Raw genomic sequence first — 18408 nt, 5'->3', positions numbered from 1 at the left:
AGGGGAAATTAACGTTTTCCCCTTTCTCTTTTGAATATAAGGTGTGCGCTTGCTCGGAAAAGCCAATTGCAGCGATAAGACTAGAGGGAGGTAGGCTCCTTGATAGATGTAAACAATTTTGAGTATATGAAAATAGGGCTTGCTTCATCTGATAAGATCCGTTCATGGTCATATGGTGAAGTTAAAAAGCCAGAAACAATTAACTACCGTACATTGAAACCCGAAAAAGATGGTCTGTTCTGTGAACGTATTTTTGGACCTACAAAAGATTGGGAATGTCATTGCGGGAAGTATAAACGCGTTCGTTATAAAGGCGTCGTTTGTGACCGTTGTGGAGTAGAAGTTACGCGTCAAAAAGTTCGCCGTGAACGTATGGGACATATTGAACTAGCAGCTCCAGTAACACATATTTGGTACTTCAAAGGAATTCCAAGCCGAATGGGTCTTATCCTTGATATGACACCGCGTGCTCTGGAGGAAATTATCTATTTCGCGTCTTATGTAGTCGTTGACCCTGCGGATACTCCGCTTGAAAGAAAGCAACTACTTTCTGAACGGGAATACCGCATCTATCGCGAAAAGTATGGTTCTAAATTCCAAGCACTTATGGGTGCTGAAGCGATTGAACGTCTTCTTGCAGCTATTGATCTTGAAAAAGAGATGGAGTTCCTGAAAGAAGAATTGAAAACAGTTCAAGGGCAACGTCGTACGCGTGCAATCAGACGCCTAGAAGTTGTTGAAGCATTCCGTAACTCAGGCAATAAGCCTGAATGGATGGTTCTTGAAGTGTTACCAGTCATTCCGCCAGAACTTCGTCCAATGGTACAACTTGATGGTGGACGATTTGCAACATCCGACTTAAACGACCTGTACCGAAGGGTCATCAACCGGAATAACAGATTGAAACGCCTATTAGATTTAGGAGCACCAGGGATCATTGTTCAGAATGAGAAGCGGATGCTGCAAGAAGCAGTCGATGCGCTCATCGATAATGGTCGTCGTGGCCGTCCGGTTACAGGACCTGGTAACCGTCCATTGAAATCTCTTTCTCATATGTTGAAAGGTAAGCAAGGACGTTTCCGTCAAAACTTACTAGGAAAACGTGTTGACTATTCTGGTCGTTCCGTTATCGTCGTAGGGCCTAACTTGAAAATGTATCAATGTGGTCTGCCGAAAGAAATGGCGATTGAACTGTTTAAACCGTTTGTTATGAAAGAACTCGTTGAACGAGGTCTTGCACACAATATTAAGAGTGCCAAACGTAAAATTGAACGCCTCCATTCGGAAGTATGGGACGTTCTAGAAGAAGTAATTAAGGAGCATCCGGTTCTATTGAACCGTGCCCCAACTCTTCACCGACTTGGTATTCAAGCATTCGAGCCGATTCTTGTAGAAGGACGTGCGATCACGCTTCACCCTCTTGTTTGTACAGCTTATAACGCTGACTTTGACGGTGACCAAATGGCAGTCCATGTTCCTTTATCCGCGGAAGCACAAGCGGAAGCGCGTCTACTTATGCTAGCAGCACAAAACATTTTGAACCCGAAAGATGGGAAACCAGTCGTTACGCCTTCTCAGGATATGGTATTAGGAAACTATTACCTCACACTGGAACGTAAAGGCGCGTCAGGAGAAGGTACTTCATTCCGTGATGCGGATGAAGCACTTATTGCTTATCATAACGGCTTCGCGCATCTTCATTCGCGTATCGCTATTCAAGCAAGATCTTTGAATAACCCTACTTTCACTGAGGAACAAAATGCCAAACTTCTTATTACGACAGTCGGAAAAATAATTTTCAACGAGATTCTGCCGAAATCGTTCCCGTATATTAACGAGCCGTCAGACTTCAACTTGCAAATTGAAACACCAGACAAGTATTTTGTTTCTGGGACTGTAAATGTAAAAGAGCATGTTGCTGAACAAGAACTAATCGAACCATTTAAGAAAAAAATCCTTGGGAATATCATCGCAGAGATCTTCAAACGTTTCCAAATTACTGAAACGTCTAGAATGCTTGACCGTATGAAAAATCTTGGATTCAAATACTCTACTCGTGCAGGAATTACAATTGGTATATCCGATATTGTCGTCCTACCGAATAAAGAGGACATCTTGAATGAAGCACAAGAAAAAGTGGATAAAGTGTTGCAACAATTCCGTCGTGGTCTCATTACAGAGGAAGAGCGATATGATCGCGTTATCTCTTACTGGAGCCATGCTAAGGATGTAATACAGGGCAAACTAATGGATTCACTTGACCACTCAAACCCTATTTATATGATGAGTGACTCGGGTGCCCGAGGTAACGCATCAAACTTCACACAGCTTGCTGGTATGCGTGGTCTAATGGCCAATCCGGCCGGCCGAATTATTGAACTACCAATCAAATCGTCATTCCGTGAAGGTCTGACAGTGCTTGAGTACTTCATATCAACACACGGTGCTCGTAAAGGACTTGCAGATACAGCCCTTAAGACGGCTGACTCAGGTTACTTGACACGTCGACTTGTCGATGTTGCGCAAGACGTAATTGTCCGTGAAGATGATTGTGGTACAGATCGCGGATTGGATATCGGAGCACTAATGGATGGAGCGGAAGTAATCGAAGGTCTAGATGAGCGTATCGAAGGCCGTCACACGAGGAAAACGATTTATCATCCTGAAACAGGTGCTTTGATCCTTAAACGAGATGGTTTGATTACTGCTGATGCAGCTCGTGCCATTTTGGATGCGGGACTTGAGCAAATAACAATTCGTTCTGCGTTCACATGTAATACGAAACACGGTGTTTGTAAACTCTGTTACGGCATTAACTTGGCAACAGGTGAAACAGTTGAGGTTGGTGAAGCGGTTGGTATTATCGCAGCACAATCTATCGGTGAGCCGGGTACACAGCTTACAATGCGTACGTTCCATACAGGTGGAGTTGCAGGGTCTGACATAACACAAGGTCTTCCACGTATCCAGGAAATTTTCGAATCGCGTAATCCTAAAGGGGTTGCAGTTATTTCGGAAATCAAAGGTCAAATCACTGAGATTGATGAAATCCGTGAAGGTCAGAAAGAAATTACAATTCAAGGCGAAGTAGAAACGCGGAAATATCTGACGCCATACAATGCCCGTCTTAAAGTTGAAGTCGGTGATATGATTGATCGTGGTGAAGTCATAACAGAAGGTTCTATCGATCCGAAAGAACTAATTGTTGTTAAAGACGTAGTTACCGTTCAAGTCTATCTCTTGAAAGAAGTTCAAAAAGTTTACCGTATGCAGGGTGTTGAAATCGGTGATAAGCACATTGAAGTAATGGTTCGCCAAATGCTTCGTAAAGTGCGCATCATCGAAGCAGGGGACACGGATCTATTACCGGGTTCACTACTCGACATCCACCAATTCTCAGATGCAAATGCGGAAGTTCTTAAAGTTAATAAAGTTCCGGCGACTTGTCGTCCTGTTATACTCGGTATTACGAAAGCTTCACTTGAAACGGAATCCTTCTTATCGGCAGCTTCTTTCCAAGAGACAACTCGTGTCTTGACAGATGCAGCTATCAAAGGGAAAACGGACGAGTTACTCGGCTTGAAAGAAAACGTTATTATCGGGAAACTTGTTCCAGCTGGAACAGGAATGCAGCGTTACCGTCATATTGTAATGGAACAAGAAAAAGAAAAAGCTACAACTAAGTAAGTTATGGTTCTGTAACGCATACTTAAACTTAAAACGGGGGAATACGAAAGTAACTCCCCCGGTTTTTTCTTTTATGTGTTGACAGTTTATCTTACAGATGATAAAATACAAAAGGTTGATAGTTGGATGTCTGTACTTTGGAGGATATGGAAATGTCTTATGAAAAAGTCGAGCAGGCAAAGAAAACAATCAATGGTACAAAGCAGGCAGTGAAAGCAATCCGTGCAGGGATAGTGATAGAATTATTTATTGCGCAGGATGCAGAAGAACGGGTTATCGCTCCAGCAGTGGAGGAAGCCAAACTTCATGACATTCAAGTGACGTATGTTGATTCGAGGGACAAACTCGGAAATGCATGTGGCATTCAAGTCGGTGCAGCTGTGGTTGCGATTACTGATTAATAGTTTTTGTGCATTGAAGCACAAAGACTTTGTTTTTACCCAAAAATGAACCACCTGGATGTGTGGTCTTACAAAAAGAAGTTCGAAAGGAGGAAAAACCGATGCCTACAATTAATCAATTGGTCCGTAAACCACGTCAATCAAAAGTGACGGGATCTAAATCACCAGCACTCGGAAAAAGCTATAACAGTTTCAAAAAGGCTACTACAAACGTAAACTCACCACAAAAAAGAGGTGTTTGTACGCGTGTTGGTACTATGACACCGAAAAAGCCAAACTCGGCTCTTCGTAAATATGCACGTGTACGCTTGACTAACCAATTGGAAGTCAATGCATACATCCCTGGTGAAGGCCACAACCTTCAAGAGCACAGTGTTGTTCTACTTCGCGGAGGACGCGTAAAAGATTTACCAGGTGTTCGTTATCACATCGTTCGTGGAGCACTTGATACAGCTGGTGTTACTGGCCGTTTGCAAAGCCGTTCTAAATACGGTGCTAAACGACCTAAAGTTAAGAAAAACTAATTAAAATAATTACGATTGATGGTTATTTAAGCAGAAAATGCTTGAAAACCGTGAAAGGAGGAATACAACATGCCACGTAAAGGTCCTGTTGCAAAACGTGACGTACTTCCGGATCCGATATATAATTCGAAGCTCGTTTCACGTCTAATTAATAAGATGATGGTTGACGGTAAAAAAGGTACATCTCAGAAAATCCTCTATGGTGCGTTCGAGCTTGTGAAAGAACGTTCTGGGAAAGATCCACTTGAAGTATTCGAAGCGGCACTTACTAACGTAATGCCAGTTCTTGAGGTTAAAGCACGCCGTGTAGGTGGAGCAAACTATCAAGTACCAGTTGAAGTACGCCCTGATCGTCGTACAACTCTTGGACTTCGTTACCTCGTTAACTACTCACGCACACGCGGAGAAAAAACAATGGTAGAACGTCTTGCGAATGAAATCCTTGATGCTTCTAACAACACTGGTGCTTCTGTGAAACGCCGTGAAGAAATGCACAAAATGGCTGATGCTAACAAAGCATTCGCTCACTATCGCTGGTAGGATTCAGCGTTTCATTAACACTCTAATCCGAGACGGAAGGAGATCATATTATGGCTAGAAAATTCTCCTTAGAGAATACACGTAACATTGGTATCATGGCTCACATCGACGCTGGTAAAACAACGACGACTGAACGGATCCTTTATTATACTGGTAAAATCCACAAAATCGGGGAAACGCACGAAGGTGCATCTCAAATGGACTGGATGGAACAAGAGCAAGAGCGTGGAATTACAATCACTTCAGCTGCTACAACAGCTGAATGGAAAAATCACCGCGTAAACATCATTGATACTCCAGGTCACGTAGACTTCACTGTTGAAGTTGAACGTTCACTTCGTGTCCTTGATGGAGCTGTAACGGTACTTGACGCTCAATCGGGCGTTGAACCACAAACAGAAACAGTTTGGCGTCAAGCGACTAACTACGGCGTTCCACGCCTAGTATTCGTTAACAAAATGGACAAAATGGGTGCTGACTTCCTTTATTCAGTTGGCACACTTGTTGACCGTCTTGGAGCAAACGCACATCCAATTCAATTGCCAATTGGCGCGGAAGATTCTTTCGCAGCAATTATCGATTTAGTTGAAATGAAAGCAGTTTACTACGAAGACGATACAGGTTTAAACGCTGAAATAAGAGAAATTCCAGAAGAATATCGTGCGCAATCAGAAGAATACCGTGAAAAGCTAATTGAAGCGGTTGCTGAATTCGACGAAGTTCTTATGAACAAATTCTTAGATGAAGAAGAAATTACAAACGTAGAAATCAAAAAAGCTATTCGTAATGCTACATTAGCTGTTGAATTCTATCCGGTTGTATGTGGTACTGCTTTCAAAAACAAAGGTGTACAACTTGTTCTTGATGCTGTTATCGACTACCTTCCATCACCACTTGATATCCCAGCTATGAAGGGGATAGATCCTGATACTGAAGAAGAAATCGAACGTCACTCTGACGATAGCGAGCCGTTCTCGGCACTAGCATTCAAAGTTATGACGGACCCTTATGTGGGTAAATTGACATTCTTCCGTGTGTACTCTGGTGTTCTTCAATCAGGATCATACGTACAAAACGCTTCAAAAGGTAAGCGTGAACGCGTAGGACGTATTCTACAAATGCATGCTAACTCGCGTGAAGAAATTTCTGAAGTGCATTCAGGAGAAATTGCTGCTGCAGTTGGACTTAAAGATACAGGAACTGGCGACACACTTTGTGATGCTGGTGCACTTATCATTCTTGAGTCTATGGACTTCCCAGAACCAGTAATTTCACTTTCTGTTGAACCTAAAACAAAAGCCGACCAAGATAAAATGGGTATGGCTCTTGCTAAACTTCAAGAGGAAGATCCTACATTCCGTGCACATACAGACCAAGAAACTGGAGAAGTAATCATTGCTGGTATGGGTGAGTTGCATCTTGACGTTCTTGTAGACCGTATGCGCCGTGAATTCAACGTTGAAGCTAACGTTGGTGCTCCGCAAGTATCTTATCGTGAAACTTTCCGTGCTTCAGCGGAAGTTGAAGGTAAGTTCGTGCGTCAATCCGGTGGACGTGGACAGTTTGGTCACGTTTGGATTGAATTCTCTCCTAACGAAGAAGGAAAAGGATTCGAATTCGTTAACAATATCGTTGGTGGATCCGTTCCACGCGAATATATTCCTGCAGTAGAAGCTGGTATCCGTGATTCACTTAATAATGGTGTAATCGCTGGTTATCCTTTGATCGACATTAAAGCTCGTCTATTTGACGGTTCTTATCATGATGTCGACTCTAACGAAATGGCGTTCAAAATTGCTGCTTCTATGGCACTTAAAAACGCTGTTTCAAAAGTAAAACCGGTTCTACTTGAACCAATGATGAAAGTGGAAGTTACCATTCCTGAAGAATATATGGGAGACATCATGGGCGATATCACTTCTCGACGCGGCCGCGTTGAGGGGATGGAAGCACGTGCTAATGCTCAAATTGTTCGCGCAATGGTTCCACTTGCTCAAATGTTTGGATATGCAACATCACTTCGTTCTAACACACAAGGACGCGAGAACTTCGCAATGTCATTCGATCACTATGAAGAAGTGCCGAAATCAGTTGCTGAAGAAATTATCAAGAAAAACAAAGGCGAATAATTTTCATTTTAGCCTATTATCCATTAAATTAATGAATAGATAGATATGGGATGTTAGAGGGGGCCCCCTTTAGCACCTATACCTATATAAAAACAAAAAAAACTTTAATATTCCGAGGAGGATTTCCATAATGGGAAAAGAAAAATTCGACCGCTCCAAGCAGCATGCTAACCTTGGTACAATTGGTCACGTCGACCATGGTAAAACTACACTAACTGCAGCAATCGCAACAGTTCTAGCAAAAAGACTAGGTGGAACAGCAGCATCTTACGCTGACGTTGATAACGCACCTGAAGAAAAAGAGCGCGGTATTACAATCAATACTTCACACGTTGAGTATGAAACTGAAACTCGTCACTACGCACACGTTGACTGCCCAGGTCACGCCGATTACGTTAAAAACATGATCACTGGTGCAGCTCAAATGGACGGCGGAATCCTAGTTGTTTCTGCAGCTGACGGCCCTATGCCACAAACACGTGAGCATATCCTTCTTTCACGTCAAGTAGGTGTTCCACATCTAGTTGTCTTCATGAACAAATGTGACATGGTTGATGACGAAGAGCTTCTTGAACTTGTTGAAATGGAAATTCGTGACCTTCTTTCTGAATATGACTTCCCTGGCGATGACATTCCTGTCATCAAAGGTTCTGCTCTTAAAGCACTTGAAGGCGAAGAAGCATATGAAGATAAAATCATGGAACTTATGGCTGCTGTTGACGAGTATATCCCAACACCACCACGTGACACTGAAAAACCATTCATGATGCCTGTTGAGGATGTATTCTCAATCACAGGACGTGGAACTGTTGCTACTGGTCGCGTTGAGCGTGGAGTAGTTAAAATCGGTGATGTTGTTGATATCATCGGTATAGTTGAAGAGCCAAAATCTACTACTGTTACAGGTGTAGAAATGTTCCGTAAACTTCTTGATTATGCAGAAGCTGGCGACAACATTGGCGCACTACTTCGTGGTGTATCACGTGACGACATCCAACGTGGACAAGTACTTGCTAAACCAGGTACTATCATTCCACACACAAAGTTTACATCTGAAGTTTATGTTCTTTCAAAAGAAGAGGGTGGACGTCATACTCCATTCTTCTCTAACTACCGTCCACAGTTCTACTTCCGTACAACTGACGTGACTGGTGTTATCGAACTTCCTGAAGGCGTAGAAATGGTTATGCCTGGAGATAACATTGAAATGACAATCGATTTGATTGCTCCAATCGCTCTTGAAGAAGGTACGAAGTTCTCTATCCGCGAAGGTGGACGTACTGTAGGCGCTGGCGTTGTAGCAAACATCCTTAAATAATTCTTTACTCTAAAACCCGTCCTTTGAGGCGGGTTTTTTTGTGCTTAGAAAATTATAAAACAGCGTATTTTGGAAAAGCTATGATAGAGAGATATAAATTTAGGTTCCTAGCTTTGGTACTACGTTATAAATTCGTTGACATAAGAAATGTCCTCTGATATCTTAAGAACTATACTTCATCACTTTAACGTGTTAAAGAAACAAATTATGGGAGGACTACAAATGAATGCGGTTATTATTGCTATAGTTGTTATGCTAGCTTTGAGTTTATTACGAGTGAACGTAGTTTTGGCGCTTGTTGCCGGTGCGGCTGTTGGAGGATTTTCAGGGGGCTTATCGTTTGATGAGACGATTGTTTCATTTACGGGTGGTCTTGGTGATGGTGCAACAATTGCACTCAGTTATGCTTTGTTAGGTGGATTTGCGGTAGCTATTTCGAAGACGGGTATCCCGCAGCTAATTGTTGCAGCAATGTTGCGCATAGTGAAGAAAGAAGGAGAGCCTGATCGTACAACTCTTGGAAAAGTATTGATTGTCTTAATGCTTCTAGTGATGGCCTTATTTTCTCAAAACCTTATTCCAATTCATATTGCATTCATTCCTTTATTAGTGCCACCCATTTTACATGTTCTCAATATGTTAAAAATAGATCGTCGTCTCATTGCAACTGTTCTGACATTTGGATTAACAGCACCTTATATCTTGCTTCCATATGGATACGGATTCATCTTCCATGAAATACTAGCTAATCAAATGACTGCAGCAGGTATGGCAGTTGATATGGCGGACATTCCAAAAGCAATGGCACTTCCGGTTCTTGGTCTGTTTGTTGGTCTTCTGATTGCTATTTTCTTTTCTTATCGCAAGCCGAGAGAGTACGTGGACAAGCAGATAGAAGTTACTGAAGAGGTAGTAGTTGTTAAAACAAGAAATATTGTCTTTACAGTACTAGCGCTTATTGGCACACTAGTTGTACAGATACCGACGCAGTCAATGATTGCAGGTGCGGTGACCGGTATTGCAATTCTATATATTACGGGAGCACTTAAGTGGAAAGATGCGGACGGATTAATTAATGAAGGTATGCGTATGATGGCATTCGTAGGATTTGTAATGATTGCAGCAAATGGATTTGCCGCAGTACTTCAGGAGACAGGTCATATTACTACGTTGGTGGAATATGCAAGCTCTGCAATCGGTGACAATAAAGGAGTGGCAGCATTCGTTATGTTACTTATTGGATTGATTGTTACAATGGGCATCGGTTCATCGTTTGCCACAATCCCAATTATTGCATCGATATTCGTACCTCTAAGTTTGGCATTCGGATTCAGTCCGTTAGCAATCGTTGCACTCGTTGGAACATCAGCAGCGCTCGGCGATGCTGGGTCTCCTGCTTCCGACTCCACACTTGGTCCAACAGCTGGACTTGATGTCGATGGACAACATAATCATATATGGGATACTTGTGTACCTACGTTTATCCACTACAACATACCATTGCTGCTGTTTGGCTGGATAACAGTCATGCTCTTTAATTAGGTCGTATGTCGTCCGGGATATTACTCTCGGACTTGCAATGAGAGGAAGAAAGAATTATAATAATAAAGTTGAGAAAAGGATTACGCCAAAACACTTGCGTTATTCTTTTTTTATGGTATAATATTAAATGTTGGTCTTTGACTGCGATGAAGCGAGAGGTTGCCGACACACCAGGCCGCTTTGCCATGGCATGTGTGTGGGAAATTTTCGTGGAGAATGTCTATAACAAAATAGGCGCAAGGGAGGGAAAATAATGGCAAAACAAAAGATTCGTATTCGTTTAAAAGCATATGATCATAGAATTCTTGATCAATCAGCTGAAAAGATCGTAGAAACAGCAAAACGTTCGGGTGCTAGTGTATCGGGTCCGATTCCACTACCGACTGAAAGAACTGTCTACACGATTCTTCGTGCGGTACATAAATACAAAGATTCGCGCGAACAGTTCGAAATGCGTACTCATAAACGTCTAATCGATATCGTTAATCCGACACCACAAACTGTCGATGCTTTAATGAAACTCGATTTACCATCAGGCGTTGACATTGAAATCAAACTTTAATCGATACTAGATAAAACACACATTAATTCAGGAGGTGGACTAAATGACCAAAGGAATCTTGGGAAGAAAACTCGGTATGACGCAAATTTTTGCTGAAAACGGAGATCTTATCCCGGTAACTGTGATTGAAGCTGGACAAAACGTTGTTCTTCAAAAGAAGACAACTGAAACAGACGGCTACGAATCAATCCAAATCGGATTTGAAGATAAACGCGAAAAGCTTGCTAACAAACCTGAAAAAGGGCACGTTGCAAAAGCTGATACTGCACCTAAGCGCTTCATTCGTGAATTCCGCGAATTAGACGTTAGTGGCTACGAAGTTGGTCAAGAAGTCAAAGTTGATACTTTTGCTGAAGGCGATATCGTCGACATCACTGGTACATCAAAAGGTAAAGGTTTCCAGGGTGTTATCAAGCGTCACGGACATTCTCGCGGACCTATGACCCACGGATCACGTCATCACCGTGCACCAGGTTCAATCGGATCTGTTGATGCACAACGTGTATTCAAAGGTAAAAAAATGCCAGGTCGTATGGGTGGCAAAACAGTAACAGTTCAAAACCTTGAAATCGTACGAGTTGATCTTGAACGCAACTTGCTACTAGTTAAAGGTAACGTTCCTGGATCACGCAAATCACTTCTACAAGTGCGTAGCGCTATCAAAGGAAACTGACTACTAAAGAAAGGAGGAAACAAGAATGCCTAAATTATCAGTATTAAACCAGGCAGGAACTTCTGTCGGAGACATCGAACTGAATGCAGCAATCTTCGGTATTGAACCGAACGAATCTGTCTTATTCGAAGCATTGGTCCAACAACGCGCTTCATTGCGTCAAGGTAACCATAAAGTAAAAAGTCGCGGGGAAGTAGCTGGTGGTGGACGTAAACCATGGCGTCAAAAAGGTACAGGTCGTGCCCGTCAAGGTTCGATCCGATCACCACAATGGCGTGGAGGCGGTATCGTATTCGGTCCAACTCCAAGAAGCTATAGCTATAAATTGCCAAGAAAAGTTCGCAGATTGGCACTTCTTTCAGCTCTTTCTACGAAAGTTCGTGAAGAAGATGTAATCGTTCTTGAAGGACTAACATTCGAAGCACCAAAAACAAAAGAATTCATCAAAGTTCTCGCTGATCTTTCTATTAACAGAAAAGCGTTGATCGTAACTGCAGACCTAGATGAAACTGTGGCTTTGTCCGCACGTAACATCCCTGGAATCAGTGTCGTAACAGCGACAGGTATTAACGTACTTGATCTTATCGGTCACGATAAACTTGTTATGACTAAAGCAGCAGTTCAAAAAATAGAGGAGGTGCTAGGTTAATGGAAGCACGTGATATTCTAAAACGTCCGGTCATTACCGAGCGTACTTCTGAACAAATGGAATTCAAAAAGTACACTTTTGAAGTTGACACGCGCGCTAATAAAACACATATTAAGCAAGCTATCGAAGAAGTCTTCGGTGTTAAAGTTGATAAAGTGAACGTACAGAATTACAAAGGTAAACTTAAGCGTATGGGTAAGCATTCTGGTTACACGAACAAACGCCGTAAAGCGATTGTTTCACTAACTGCTGACTCAAAAGACATCGAACTTTTCGAAATGTAAGTTGAACAACCAATAGCTATCTAATTATATGAAGGAGGGAACAAAAATGGCGATTAAGAAATACAAACCTACCTCCAACGGACGCCGTAACATGACTACATCCGATTTTGCTGAGATTACTACTGACAAACCGGAAAAATCATTGCTTGCACCGCTTAAGCGGAAAGGCGGCCGTAACAACACTGGTAGGATTACTGTTCGTCACCAGGGTGGAGGCCACAAGCGCCAATACCGTGTCATCGATTTCCAACGCCGGAAAGATGGCATACCAGGACGCGTTGCTACGATCGAATACGATCCAAACCGTTCAGCTAACATTGCTCTAATCAATTATGCAGATGGAGAGAAACGTTACATTCTCGCTCCAAAAGGTCTTGTAGTTGGAGCAACTATTATGTCAGGTCCGGAATCAGATATTAAAGTGGGTAACACACTTCCACTTGAAAACATTCCAATGGGTACTACAATTCATAACATCGAAATGAAACCAGGTAAAGGTGGACAACTAGTACGTTCAGCAGGAACTTCTGCACAACTACTTGGCCGCGAAGATAAGTATGTAATTATACGTCTTCAATCTGGAGAAGTTCGCATGATTCTTTCTGTATGCCGCGCGACAATTGGTCAAGTTGGTAATGAGCAACACGAACTTATTAACATTGGTAAAGCAGGACGTTCACGTTGGATGGGTAAACGCCCAACAGTTCGTGGATCTGTCATGAACCCTAACGATCACCCACACGGTGGTGGTGAAGGTAAAACTGGTATCGGTATGAAGTCTCCAGTAACTCCATGGGGCAAACCGACACTTGGTTACAAAACACGTAAGAAAAACAACAAATCCGACAAACTTATTGTTCGTCGCCGTAAGAAATAATTCGAGTGCACTGCGGTTCAATGATTGGACCGTAGTACAACAACGGAGGGAGGTTCCGACATGGGCCGCAGCTTGAAAAAAGGACCATTTGTAGACGATCATCTAATGAAGAAAGTCGAAGTACAAAAGGATTCCGAGAAAAAACAGGTTATTAAAACTTGGTCACGCCGTTCAACAATCTTCCCGACATTCATCGGAATGACAATCGCAGTATATGACGGACGTAAACACGTTCCTGTATATGTAACTGAAGATATGGTTGGTCATAAACTTGGTGAATTTGCTCCGACGCGCACATACAGAGGTCATGGCGCCGACGATAAGAAAACAAAACGTTAATTGAGAGGAGGTTATTTCTGATGCAACAAGCAAAAGCTACTGCCCGCACAGTCCGAATTGCTTCTCGCAAAGTCCGTTTGGTCGTTGATCTTATCCGAGGCAAAAAAATCGGTGAAGCTATCGCAATTCTACGCCTGACGCCTAAAGCGGCATCTCCGGTTGTGGAAAAAGTTTTGAAATCAGCGATTGCAAATGCTGAACATAACTACGAAATGAACGTCGAAAACCTTTACGTAAGCGAAGTATTCGTTGACGAAGGTCCGACTATGAAACGTTTCCGACCACGCGCACAAGGACGCGCGAGTGCGATTAACAAGCGTACAAGCCACATCACATTAGTGGTATCTGAAAAGAAGGAGGGATAATCCGTGGGTCAAAAAGTACATCCTAACGGTTTACGGGTCGGTATCATCCGTGACTGGGAGTCTAAATGGTATGCAGAAAAAGACTATGCGACTTTCTTACATGAAGATATTAAAATCCGTGAATTCATTGAAAAACGCCTTGTAGAAGCTTCTGTTTCTAAAGTAGAAATCGAACGTGCTGCTAAACGTGTTAACGTCAGCATCCACACTGCTAAACCAGGAATGGTTATCGGTAAAGGTGGTACTGAGGTTGAAGCACTACGTAAACAGCTAAACGATATTACTGGCAAACGCGTTCACATCAACATCATTGAAATTAAACGTGCAGATCTTGACGCTAAACTTGTTGCAGAGTCTATTGCTCGTCAACTAGAAACTCGCGTATCATACCGTCGTGCACAAAAACAAGCGATCCAACGTACTATGCGTTCTGGCGCTAAAGGAATTAAAACACAGGTTTCTGGTCGTCTTGGCGGTGCTGACATCGCTCGTTCGGAACATTACAGTGAAGGTACTGTCCCTCTCCATACATTACGTGCAGATATTGATTATGCGCATGCTGAAGCAGACACAACGTTTGGTAAGCTTGGCGTTAAAGTATGGATTTATCGTGGAGAAGTCCTTCCAGTGAAGAAACAGAAGAACTCTGAGGAAGGAGGCAACTAATTATGTTAATGCCTAAACGAGTTAAATATCGTCGTGTATTCCGTGGTAAAATGCGCGGTACTACAAAAGGCGGATCAACAGTTCAATTCGGCGAATACGGTATACAAGCGCTTGATGCGGCATGGATAACAAGCCGTCAAATCGAAGCAGCACGTATTTCAATGACACGTTACATGAAACGTGGCGGTAAAGTATGGATCAACATCTTCCCGCACAAACCATATACGAAGAAGCCTCTTGAAGTCCGGATGGGTTCCGGTAAAGGTGCTGTAGAAGGCTGGGTAGCAGTTGTTAAACCTGGTCGTATTATGTTCGAAATAGCAGGTGTATCGGAAGAAGTTGCGCGTGAAGCGCTTCGCCTGGCATCTCACAAACTTCCTATTAAAACTAAGTTTGTAAAACGTGAAGAAATTGGTGGTGAATCTAATGAAAGCTAATGAAATCCGTGACTTAACATCTGCAGAGATTGAGCAAAAAGTAAAATCACTGAAGGAAGAGCTTTTCAACCTACGCTTCCAACTAGCGACTGGTCAATTAGAAAACACTGCACGCATCCGAGAAGTTCGTAAATCGATTGCGCGCATGAAAACAGTAATACGTCAAAGAGAAATCAGTGCAAATAACTGATGAAGGAGGTTGCAGCCATGACTGAGGAACGTAACCAGCGCAAGGTGTATACAGGCCGTGTCGTATCCGACAAAATGGATAAAACAGTAACTGTAATGATCGAAACACAAAAGAAACACAAATTATACGGTAAACGCGTTAAGTATTCTAAGAAATTAAAGGCCCACGATGAACTGAATGAAGCGAAAATCGGTGATGTTGTTCGTATTATGGAAACTCGTCCATTATCGGCAACAAAACGCTTTCGTCTGCTTGAAGTAGTCGAAACAGCGGTCATCATCTAATAACGTTCGGAGATTTCAATCCGGGAGGAGGTAGCTACAATGATCCAACAGGAAAGTCGTATGAAAGTCGCCGACAACTCAGGCGCTCGTGAAGTACTTACAATTAAGGTATTAGGCGGTTCAGGCCGTAAAGTAGCAAACATCGGTGATGTTGTCGTAGTTACAGTTAAAAAAGCAACACCTGGTGGCGTTGTTAAAAAAGGCGAAGTTGTTAAGGCTGTTATCGTTCGTACAAAAAGCGGAGCACGCCGTAAAGACGGTTCATATATCAAATTTGATGAAAATGCTTGTGTTATTATCCGTGACGACAAGAGCCCACGTGGAACTCGTATTTTCGGACCAGTTGCTCGCGAACTTCGTGACAGCAACTTCATGAAAATTATTTCACTTGCACCTGAAGTTCTTTAATCACATGATAGTGCCAATCAAGGAGGTGCGACAGAATGAATGTTAAAAAAGGCGATAAAGTTATGATTATCACAGGTAAAGACAAAGGTAAAACCGGTGTAATCTTAGTTGCTTTCCCTAAAAAGGACCGTGTGCTTGTTGAAGGTGTTAACATCGTCAAGAAACATACGAAACCAAATCAGGAAAATCCTCAAGGTGGAATCATCAGCCAAGAGGCAGCTATTCACGTATCAAACGTCATGTTGATCGATCCTAAGACAGGCGAGCCTACTCGTGTAGGATACAAGATCGAAAATGGCAAAAAAGTTCGTGTTGCGAAAAAATCCGGAGAATTGCTGGATAAATAAGTAACGAATGAAAGGAGGTCCAACAGATGAGCCGTTTAAAAGACAAATTTAAAAGCGAAATCACTCCTGCTCTTATGAGCAAGTTTGAATACACATCAGTTATGCAAGTACCAAAAGTCGAGAAAATCGTCATTAACATGGGTGTTGGTGATGCTGTTCAAAACACGAAAGCACTTGATGCTGCAGTGGAAGACTTAACAATTATTTCTGGTCAAAAACCTGTTGTTACAAAAGCAAAGAAATCGATCGCAGGATTCCGTCTCCGTGAAGGCATGCCTATCGGTACGAAAGTTACACTACGCGGTGAGCGTATGTATGAATTCCTAGACAAATTAATCGCAGTTTCATTGCCTCGTGTACGTGACTTCCGTGGTGTTTCTAAAAAAGCATTCGATGGTCGCGGTAACTATACACTTGGCGTGAAAGAGCAACTAATTTTCCCTGAAATTGATTATGATAAAGTTTCTAAAATACGCGGTATGGATATCGTCATCGTTACGACTGCAAACTCGGACGAAGAAGCTCATGAGTTGTTAACGCAGTTCGGCATGCCGTTCCAAAAGTAAATAAGAGGGAGGCGTAAACGTGGCTAAAAAATCAATGATTGCAAAACAAAAACGTACACCAAAATTCGCAGTACAGGCTTACACACGCTGTGAGCGTTGTGGCCGTCCGCATTCCGTATATCGTAAGTTCAAGCTTTGCCGTATTTGTTTCCGCGAGTTAGCATATAAGGGACAAATTCCTGGCATCAAAAAAGCCAGCTGGTAAACCCCTAAATTTGGGAAGGAGGTAAATGTAATGACAATGAGTGATCCGATCGCAGACATGCTTACACGCATTCGTAACGCCAATATGGTTCGTCACGAAAAGCTTGAAGTACCTGCTTCAAACATGAAAAAAGAAATCGCTGAAATCTTGAAACGTGAAGGTTTCGTACGTGATGTTGAATATGTTGAGGATAATAAACAAGGTATCATCCGCATTTTCCTTAAATATGGTCAAAATAACGAACGTGTTATTACTGGTCTTAAACGTATTTCAAAACCAGGTCTTCGTGTTTACGCTAAAACAAGCGAAGTTCCTAAAGTTTTGAACGGTCTTGGTATAGCCCTCGTTTCTACATCAAATGGCGTACTTACAGACAAAGAAGCGCGCGCTAAACAAGTAGGCGGAGAAGTAGTAGCTTACGTCTGGTAATTCGTAACAAATGAATGGAGGTGCAATTGAATGTCCCGTATTGGCAAAAAGCCGATTGAGGTGCCTGAAAACGTGACAGTTACCATCGCAGAAGGTAACTTCGTTACAGTTAAAGGTCCTAAAGGCGAACTTACAAACACATTTAACACGGATATTAAAATCGAACAGGAGAACAATGTGATCACTTTGATCCGTCCTTCTGAATCAAAAGATCATCGTTCTATTCACGGAACGACACGTTCACTTATCGCTAACATGGTGATTGGCGTTTCACAAGGTTTCGAACGTAAACTTGAATTAGTCGGTGTAGGTTACCGTGCTTCACTTCAAGGGTCTAAACTAGTATTGAACATTGGTTTCTCTCACCCGGTTGAATTTACACCTGAAGAGGGAATCGAAGTTGAAGTTCCTGCTAACACTAAGATCACTGTTCGCGGTATCAATAAAGAACGCGTAGGTGCTCTTGCATCGAACATCAGAAAAGTACGTCCACCAGAGCCTTATAAAGGTAAAGGGATTCGTTACGAAGGCGAAATCGTCCGTCGTAAAGAAGGTAAAACAGGTAAATAATGCCGCTTAAAGGCATCTGGAAGGAGTGATTACGATGATTACGAAAAAAGACAAGAATGCTACTCGTAAGAAACGTCATGCACGTGTACGTCGAAAAATCAGCGGGACTGCAGCTCGTCCACGCCTAAACGTATTCCGTTCAAACAAGCACATCTATGCACAATTGATTGATGACGTGAATGCAGTAACGATTGTAAGTGCTTCTTCAATGGATAAAGATTTCGGTTCTGAATCCAAGGCAGACACTGCAGCAGCAATAAAAGTTGGCGAGATGATCGCAAAGAAAGCTGTTGAAAAGGACGTTAAGTCAGTAGTATTTGACCGTGGCGGATACCTATTTCACGGCCGTGTGAAAGCTCTTGCAGACTCAGCTCGTGAAAACGGTCTGGAATTTTAATTAAGAAGGAGGGACACAT

Annotated in this window: 25 protein-coding genes; all 25 read left to right on the top strand. The window is 42.5% G+C overall.

What is annotated here, in order from left to right; all coding sequences use genetic code 11:
- The first annotated feature begins 99 nt into the window (after nt 1-99).
- Entirely contained in the window at nt 100-3687 is a 3588-nt protein-coding gene (gene rpoC, locus FQ087_RS16685; RefSeq protein ID WP_149581722.1) for a DNA-directed RNA polymerase subunit beta', read from the top strand.
- 152 nt (nt 3688-3839) lie between these two features.
- Complete coding sequence (locus FQ087_RS16680; RefSeq protein ID WP_149581721.1) at nt 3840-4088, top strand: ribosomal L7Ae/L30e/S12e/Gadd45 family protein; 249 nt, start codon at nt 3840-3842, stop codon at nt 4086-4088.
- 101 nt (nt 4089-4189) lie between these two features.
- Nucleotides 4190-4612, top strand: coding sequence for a 30S ribosomal protein S12 (gene rpsL, locus FQ087_RS16675; RefSeq protein ID WP_149581720.1), 423 nt, complete (start codon nt 4190-4192; stop codon nt 4610-4612).
- 69 nt (nt 4613-4681) lie between these two features.
- On the top strand, nt 4682-5152 hold the full coding sequence (rpsG, locus tag FQ087_RS16670; RefSeq protein WP_149581719.1) for a 30S ribosomal protein S7: 471 nt from the start codon (nt 4682-4684) through the stop codon (nt 5150-5152).
- Between the two features lie 50 nt (nt 5153-5202).
- Nucleotides 5203-7281 carry an elongation factor G gene (gene fusA / locus FQ087_RS16665; protein WP_149581718.1) on the top strand — a complete coding sequence of 693 codons (2079 nt, stop codon included), beginning with the start codon at nt 5203-5205 and terminating at the stop codon, nt 7279-7281.
- A gap of 130 nt (nt 7282-7411) precedes the next feature.
- Nucleotides 7412-8599 carry an elongation factor Tu gene (gene tuf, locus FQ087_RS16660; protein WP_149581717.1) on the top strand — a complete coding sequence of 396 codons (1188 nt, stop codon included), beginning with the start codon at nt 7412-7414 and terminating at the stop codon, nt 8597-8599.
- A gap of 222 nt (nt 8600-8821) precedes the next feature.
- Nucleotides 8822-10141, top strand: a complete 1320-nt coding sequence (locus FQ087_RS16655; protein ID WP_149581716.1) for a Na+/H+ antiporter family protein — start codon at nt 8822-8824, stop codon at nt 10139-10141.
- 253 nt (nt 10142-10394) lie between these two features.
- A complete protein-coding gene (gene rpsJ / locus FQ087_RS16650; protein WP_067204744.1) occupies nt 10395-10703 on the top strand; it encodes a 30S ribosomal protein S10 in 309 nt (102 codons plus the stop codon).
- A 43-nt stretch (nt 10704-10746) separates the two neighbouring features.
- Nucleotides 10747-11376 carry a 50S ribosomal protein L3 gene (rplC, locus tag FQ087_RS16645; RefSeq protein ID WP_149581715.1) on the top strand — a complete coding sequence of 210 codons (630 nt, stop codon included), beginning with the start codon at nt 10747-10749 and terminating at the stop codon, nt 11374-11376.
- Between the two features lie 25 nt (nt 11377-11401).
- A complete protein-coding gene (gene rplD / locus FQ087_RS16640) occupies nt 11402-12025 on the top strand; it encodes a 50S ribosomal protein L4 (protein ID WP_149581714.1) in 624 nt (207 codons plus the stop codon).
- Nucleotides 12025-12309 carry a 50S ribosomal protein L23 gene (gene rplW, locus FQ087_RS16635; RefSeq protein ID WP_149581713.1) on the top strand — a complete coding sequence of 95 codons (285 nt, stop codon included), beginning with the start codon at nt 12025-12027 and terminating at the stop codon, nt 12307-12309. The genes rplD and rplW overlap by 1 nt, the downstream gene beginning before the upstream one ends.
- A 46-nt stretch (nt 12310-12355) precedes the next feature.
- A complete protein-coding gene (gene rplB / locus FQ087_RS16630; RefSeq protein WP_149581712.1) occupies nt 12356-13186 on the top strand; it encodes a 50S ribosomal protein L2 in 831 nt (276 codons plus the stop codon).
- 60 nt (nt 13187-13246) lie between these two features.
- Nucleotides 13247-13525 (top strand): 30S ribosomal protein S19, encoded by a 279-nt coding sequence (gene rpsS / locus FQ087_RS16625; RefSeq protein WP_149581711.1) that lies wholly within the window; start codon nt 13247-13249, stop codon nt 13523-13525.
- Nucleotides 13526-13545: 20 nt separating this feature from the next.
- Entirely contained in the window at nt 13546-13890 is a 345-nt protein-coding gene (gene rplV, locus FQ087_RS16620; protein ID WP_149581710.1) for a 50S ribosomal protein L22, read from the top strand.
- Nucleotides 13891-13893: 3 nt separating this feature from the next.
- On the top strand, nt 13894-14556 hold the full coding sequence (gene rpsC, locus FQ087_RS16615) for a 30S ribosomal protein S3 (protein WP_149581709.1): 663 nt from the start codon (nt 13894-13896) through the stop codon (nt 14554-14556).
- Between the two features lie 2 nt (nt 14557-14558).
- Nucleotides 14559-14993, top strand: coding sequence for a 50S ribosomal protein L16 (gene rplP, locus FQ087_RS16610; RefSeq protein WP_149581708.1), 435 nt, complete (start codon nt 14559-14561; stop codon nt 14991-14993).
- Nucleotides 14983-15183: a 50S ribosomal protein L29 gene (gene rpmC / locus FQ087_RS16605; RefSeq protein ID WP_149581707.1), complete on the top strand. Its 201-nt coding sequence runs from the start codon at nt 14983-14985 to the stop codon at nt 15181-15183. The genes rplP and rpmC overlap by 11 nt, the downstream gene beginning before the upstream one ends.
- Before the next feature lie 17 nt (nt 15184-15200).
- Nucleotides 15201-15467 carry a 30S ribosomal protein S17 gene (gene rpsQ, locus FQ087_RS16600; protein ID WP_149581706.1) on the top strand — a complete coding sequence of 89 codons (267 nt, stop codon included), beginning with the start codon at nt 15201-15203 and terminating at the stop codon, nt 15465-15467.
- Nucleotides 15468-15506: 39 nt separating this feature from the next.
- A complete protein-coding gene (gene rplN / locus FQ087_RS16595; protein WP_149581705.1) occupies nt 15507-15875 on the top strand; it encodes a 50S ribosomal protein L14 in 369 nt (122 codons plus the stop codon).
- A gap of 35 nt (nt 15876-15910) precedes the next feature.
- Complete coding sequence (rplX, locus tag FQ087_RS16590) at nt 15911-16222, top strand: 50S ribosomal protein L24 (protein ID WP_149581704.1); 312 nt, start codon at nt 15911-15913, stop codon at nt 16220-16222.
- A 26-nt stretch (nt 16223-16248) separates the two neighbouring features.
- Nucleotides 16249-16788: a 50S ribosomal protein L5 gene (gene rplE, locus FQ087_RS16585; RefSeq protein WP_149581703.1), complete on the top strand. Its 540-nt coding sequence runs from the start codon at nt 16249-16251 to the stop codon at nt 16786-16788.
- A gap of 19 nt (nt 16789-16807) precedes the next feature.
- Nucleotides 16808-16993, top strand: a complete 186-nt coding sequence (locus FQ087_RS16580) for a type Z 30S ribosomal protein S14 (RefSeq protein WP_149581702.1) — start codon at nt 16808-16810, stop codon at nt 16991-16993.
- Between the two features lie 30 nt (nt 16994-17023).
- Nucleotides 17024-17422, top strand: coding sequence for a 30S ribosomal protein S8 (gene rpsH / locus FQ087_RS16575; protein ID WP_149581701.1), 399 nt, complete (start codon nt 17024-17026; stop codon nt 17420-17422).
- 30 nt (nt 17423-17452) lie between these two features.
- Entirely contained in the window at nt 17453-17992 is a 540-nt protein-coding gene (gene rplF, locus FQ087_RS16570) for a 50S ribosomal protein L6 (protein WP_149581700.1), read from the top strand.
- Nucleotides 17993-18026: 34 nt separating this feature from the next.
- Nucleotides 18027-18389 (top strand): 50S ribosomal protein L18, encoded by a 363-nt coding sequence (rplR, locus tag FQ087_RS16565; protein ID WP_149581699.1) that lies wholly within the window; start codon nt 18027-18029, stop codon nt 18387-18389.
- Nucleotides 18390-18408: the final 19 nt, after the last annotated feature.

It is taken from the genome of Sporosarcina sp. ANT_H38 (genome assembly GCF_008369195.1).
Classification (GTDB): domain Bacteria; phylum Bacillota; class Bacilli; order Bacillales_A; family Planococcaceae; genus Sporosarcina.
This window is presented reverse-complemented; position numbering and strand designations above follow the sequence as displayed.

Excerpts from the sequence above, each read along its gene's own strand:
- rplR (WP_149581699.1), top strand. The coding sequence starts at position 18,027 with ATGATTACGAAAAAAGACAAGAATGCTACTCGTAAGAAACGTCATGCA.
- rplW (WP_149581713.1), top strand. The coding sequence starts at position 12,025 with ATGGAAGCACGTGATATTCTAAAACGTCCGGTCATTACCGAGCGTACT.
- FQ087_RS16655 (WP_149581716.1), top strand. The coding sequence starts at position 8,822 with ATGAATGCGGTTATTATTGCTATAGTTGTTATGCTAGCTTTGAGTTTA.
- rplX (WP_149581704.1), top strand. The coding sequence starts at position 15,911 with ATGAATGTTAAAAAAGGCGATAAAGTTATGATTATCACAGGTAAAGAC.
- rpsQ (WP_149581706.1), top strand. The coding sequence starts at position 15,201 with ATGACTGAGGAACGTAACCAGCGCAAGGTGTATACAGGCCGTGTCGTA.
- fusA (WP_149581718.1), top strand. The coding sequence starts at position 5,203 with ATGGCTAGAAAATTCTCCTTAGAGAATACACGTAACATTGGTATCATG.
- rplC (WP_149581715.1), top strand. The coding sequence starts at position 10,747 with ATGACCAAAGGAATCTTGGGAAGAAAACTCGGTATGACGCAAATTTTT.
- rplN (WP_149581705.1), top strand. The coding sequence starts at position 15,507 with ATGATCCAACAGGAAAGTCGTATGAAAGTCGCCGACAACTCAGGCGCT.
- rplE (WP_149581703.1), top strand. The coding sequence starts at position 16,249 with ATGAGCCGTTTAAAAGACAAATTTAAAAGCGAAATCACTCCTGCTCTT.
- rpmC (WP_149581707.1), top strand. The coding sequence starts at position 14,983 with ATGAAAGCTAATGAAATCCGTGACTTAACATCTGCAGAGATTGAGCAA.
- tuf (WP_149581717.1), top strand. The coding sequence starts at position 7,412 with ATGGGAAAAGAAAAATTCGACCGCTCCAAGCAGCATGCTAACCTTGGT.
- rpsG (WP_149581719.1), top strand. The coding sequence starts at position 4,682 with ATGCCACGTAAAGGTCCTGTTGCAAAACGTGACGTACTTCCGGATCCG.
- rplD (WP_149581714.1), top strand. The coding sequence starts at position 11,402 with ATGCCTAAATTATCAGTATTAAACCAGGCAGGAACTTCTGTCGGAGAC.
- rpsS (WP_149581711.1), top strand. The coding sequence starts at position 13,247 with ATGGGCCGCAGCTTGAAAAAAGGACCATTTGTAGACGATCATCTAATG.
- rplV (WP_149581710.1), top strand. The coding sequence starts at position 13,546 with ATGCAACAAGCAAAAGCTACTGCCCGCACAGTCCGAATTGCTTCTCGC.
- rpsL (WP_149581720.1), top strand. The coding sequence starts at position 4,190 with ATGCCTACAATTAATCAATTGGTCCGTAAACCACGTCAATCAAAAGTG.
- rpsH (WP_149581701.1), top strand. The coding sequence starts at position 17,024 with ATGACAATGAGTGATCCGATCGCAGACATGCTTACACGCATTCGTAAC.
- rplB (WP_149581712.1), top strand. The coding sequence starts at position 12,356 with ATGGCGATTAAGAAATACAAACCTACCTCCAACGGACGCCGTAACATG.
- FQ087_RS16680 (WP_149581721.1), top strand. The coding sequence starts at position 3,840 with ATGTCTTATGAAAAAGTCGAGCAGGCAAAGAAAACAATCAATGGTACA.
- rplF (WP_149581700.1), top strand. The coding sequence starts at position 17,453 with ATGTCCCGTATTGGCAAAAAGCCGATTGAGGTGCCTGAAAACGTGACA.
- rpsJ (WP_067204744.1), top strand. The coding sequence starts at position 10,395 with ATGGCAAAACAAAAGATTCGTATTCGTTTAAAAGCATATGATCATAGA.
- rplP (WP_149581708.1), top strand. The coding sequence starts at position 14,559 with ATGTTAATGCCTAAACGAGTTAAATATCGTCGTGTATTCCGTGGTAAA.